Raw genomic sequence first — 3,416 nt, forward strand, 5'->3', positions numbered from 1 at the left:
ATGACAGGTAGAGGTCGAGCGCGTCGGCGATGTCGCCCACGCGCTGGCGGAACTTGCGCGCGGTGGTCTTGAGCTCGGGGCGCATCTGGCAGATGGTGCGCAGGAAGCTGTAGAGGGGCACGCCGGGCACCTCGACGGGGGCCTGGTACGAGAGGAAGATGCCGGCCAGCGAGCGCTTGTCGGCGGAGGCGTCGGTGAGGTCGGCGCCGTCAAAGACGATGGAGCCGCCGGTCACGCGGTAGGTCGGGTCGCCCATGATGACGTGGCCCAGGGTGGACTTGCCGGCGCCGTTGGGGCCCATGAGGACGTGGCACTCGCCCTCGCCGACGGTCAGGTCGATGCCGTGGAGGATCGGCTTGTCCTCGGTCCCGGCGCTGACGCCGCTCACGTTCAGAAGCGCTTGTGACATTCTGTCTCCTTATGCTCGGCGCGGGCGGGGAGGGCGTTGCGCTGCCGGGTCCCGCACGTGCGTTCTTCGCTAATTCACAGTAGCGAGTAGGGATTATACGACAAGAGGGATGGGGCTTCTTCGTAAATACCTCACGGATGGGGGTATTTTGCGGCGAGCGGCGGGGCTCGGGGGCTTCTTCCCCACTGTGCGATACTGTGGCCATGAAACTGCTCAGTACTCCCACGCGGCGCATCGTCGCGATCAGCTTCTTTTGCATGCTCGCGTTCCAGGCCACGTACTTCGTCGGCGTCATCGGCTGCGCGACCTACACCCTCGGCGCGGACGCCGCGGGGGTCTCTGCCCTCGTGTTCCTGCTCAACGTCGTGCTCGTGGCGGGCAACCTCGCCTCGGGGCCGCTCATCGACTCGGCCGGGCCGCGCCGCACGCTGCTCGCGGTGTGCGCGGCGACCTCCGTGCTCGGCCTCGCGGTATGGCTCGCGCCCGTGAGCTACCCGGGGCTTGTGGCCGCGGCGATGGCGCTTGGGTTCTCGTTCGGCATGTCGACGACGGCGATCGACGCGTACCCGCGCTACTTCTCGGAGGATGCCGGCGAGCTCGCGCGGATGAACAGCCTGAACCAGGTCGCTACCGGCGCGAGCGTGGTCGTGGGGCCGGCGCTCGCGGGGTGGGTGACCACCTGGGCTCCCGTCCAGTGCGTGTTCGCGATCCTTGCGCTGGCGCCGCTGCCCGCGGTCGCGCTCGTGTGGGCCACGCGCGAGGAGCTCACGGCGGCAAGAGGGGAGGGCGCCGGCTGCGGTGCGGGTGCGCCGGGTGCCGGCGGCGAGGCCCCGACCCAGGATGCCGTTCCGGGCTTGTTCGTCGAAGGCGACGCAACCCCGGCGCCGGACGGGCGCGCGGGCGTACGCGGGTTTCTCTCCGACGCGGCCGAAGGCGTCCGCCTCGTGTTTGGCAGGTCTGAGCTGCGTGTGCTCTTCTTCATCGGGTTCCTCGGGTTCTTCGTCTACGGTGCGTTCGATTCGCTCGAGTCGCTCTTTTATAGGGATGTCCTCCGCGTAGGCGCCGACTGGATGGGCTGGCTTTCCGCCGCGTCCGGCGTCGGCGTCGTCGTGGGCTCGCTCCTCGTGCTGCGGATCCCCAAGCAGCGGCTGAGCACCCGGCTGCTCGCCGCCATCCTCGCGCTCGTCGGCGTGGGGTCGATGATCTATACCGGCACGCCGATCGTCGCTGTGGCGGCGGTGGGCCAGGTCATCTGCGGCATCGGCTTCGGTGCCCTCGCGCCTGTGCGCACCACGCTCACGCAACAGCGCTGCGAGCCGGGCAACGTGGGGCGCGTCTCGTCCGTCATGCGCATGGGGATGAACTCCGCGGGCACGCTGCCGCTGCTCGTGTCCCCTGCGCTCGCCGCCGCCTTCGGTCCGCAGGCCGTGCTCTTCGGCGCGTCGACGCTCGCGGCCCTCATCGGCCTCGCGTTCGCGCTTCGCGGCGACGAGTGAGGCCGGTTTGGCGGCGCCCGGGCCAGCTGCGGCGCATGCCGCGCCCGCTTCGCCTTCCGTTCGGGGTTCTCGCCGGGCTGGAGCCCATGTCCCCCGGCATCACCCGGCCCTGCACCGGCGGTCCTTCTTGCCAGCTCCCATTGTCCGCTCGCTTGCGGTTGCATTAAAAAGCTGTGACCCCGAGGCGCCCGGCACTACCATGGCGTCTGAAGTCACCGCTCCCGCGTCCCGGCGCCCGCAGCGCACCCGGCGCAAGAAATCCTCGTCACGGAAGGTCCGCCCCTTGGAAGCTTGGAAGTCGTTCGGTAAGTTCGTCGGTTCCCACTTGGCGTTCATCGCGCCGGTGTGCGTGGCCATCGGGGTCCTCTTTCCCGATCAGCTCGATCCGCTGAAGCCCTGGGTGACGGCCCTGTTCGCCTTCATGACGTTCCAGGGCGCGCTCGGGAACAACTTCCGTAACGTCGTCGACGTCTTCCGCCACCCGTCGTCGATGCTCGTCACGCTCGGCATCTCTACGGTGGCGATGCCGGTCGTCGCCTACCTCCTGGGCACGCTGTTCTTCGGCGGCGACCCCGACCTCGTCTGCGGCATCGTGCTGGAGTACTCGGTGCCCGTCGCCGTCGTGTCCGCCATGTGGATCTCCATGTTCGGCGGGGACGTGGCCCAAGGCCTCGCCACGCTGCTGATCTCAACGGTCATCTCGCCCGTGACCATCCCGCTCACCTTAAAGATCCTGCTCGGCCAGACCGTCGAGGTAGACGTGGCGGGGATGATGATCGACATGCTCTTCCAGATCGCGCTGCCCGCCGTCGCCGGCATGCTCGTCAACGACCTCACGCGCGGCTGGGGCAAGCAGACGCTCTCCCCGGCGATCGCGCCGGCGGCCAAGGTCGCCCTCGTGCTCGTGATCCTCTCGAACTCGACGGGGGTCTCTCCCTACATCCGGCACCTGACGCCGCAGCTCGTGGGAGTGATGGTCTTCATCGCGGTGTTCGCTACGTCGGGTTACTTCGCGGGACTCATCATCGCGCGCCTGTGGAAGCGCCCGCGCGCCACGATGATCACGATGACCTACCAGACCGGCATGCGCAACATCTCCGCGGGCGCTGTGCTCGCCGCGCAGTACTTCCCGGGAGAGGTCATGTTCCCGGTGATCATCGGCACGTTGTTCCAACAGGTCCTCGCCGCGTGCTTCGGTAACTTCATGACGTGGCTGCTCGCGCGCGACGATGCGGCGCAGGAGGCTCCGGCGAAGTAGCCGGGGGACGCGCTGGAATCCGGTGCCGTCGGCAAGAAGCCTCGCCTGTTGCGCGTTGGGGGGCGGAAAGCCCTCACCGGAATCGGGGAACGTCGGTAATCGCGCGCCGGAATCGGGGAGCGTCGGTACCGACGGTCCCTAAATTTGGCGATGAGGCTACCGACGGTCCCTCTTTTTGGTGAGAAACGCTTGGCTCGGGAGCTACGTCCATAAAGTGGTGTAAATAGCAGTGGCGGGCCAGAGGCCCGCCCTC

General features: G+C 68.1%; 3 protein-coding genes. 2 read left to right on the forward strand and 1 reads right to left on the reverse strand.

The annotated features are described in order from the left end of the window. Positions 1–409, reverse strand: a 409-nt coding sequence (locus ACT84W_RS04110; RefSeq protein ID WP_444328296.1) for an ATP-binding cassette domain-containing protein, incomplete at its 3' end; no start/stop codon positions are given. Between the two features lie 203 nt (positions 410–612). Here ACT84W_RS04110 and ACT84W_RS04115 point away from each other — a divergent pair. Beyond that, positions 613–1,905, forward strand: a complete 1,293-nt coding sequence (locus tag ACT84W_RS04115) for an MFS transporter (RefSeq protein ID WP_444328297.1) — start codon at positions 613–615, stop codon at positions 1,903–1,905. Positions 1,906–2,188: 283 nt separating this feature from the next. Beyond that, the gene (locus ACT84W_RS04120; RefSeq protein ID WP_432291443.1) at positions 2,189–3,163 is read left to right on the forward strand and encodes a bile acid:sodium symporter family protein; all 975 of its coding nucleotides are present in this window, start codon (positions 2,189–2,191) and stop codon (positions 3,161–3,163) included. The last annotated feature ends 253 nt before the right edge of the window (positions 3,164–3,416 follow it).

Source organism: Paratractidigestivibacter sp. (genome assembly GCF_052362415.1).
Lineage (GTDB): Bacteria > Actinomycetota > Coriobacteriia > Coriobacteriales > Atopobiaceae > Paratractidigestivibacter.

Bases quoted from the DNA above. Each gene is read 5' to 3' on its own strand.
- ACT84W_RS04115 (WP_444328297.1), top strand. From the start codon at position 613: ATGAAACTGCTCAGTACTCCCACGCGGCGCATCGTCGCGATCAGCTTC.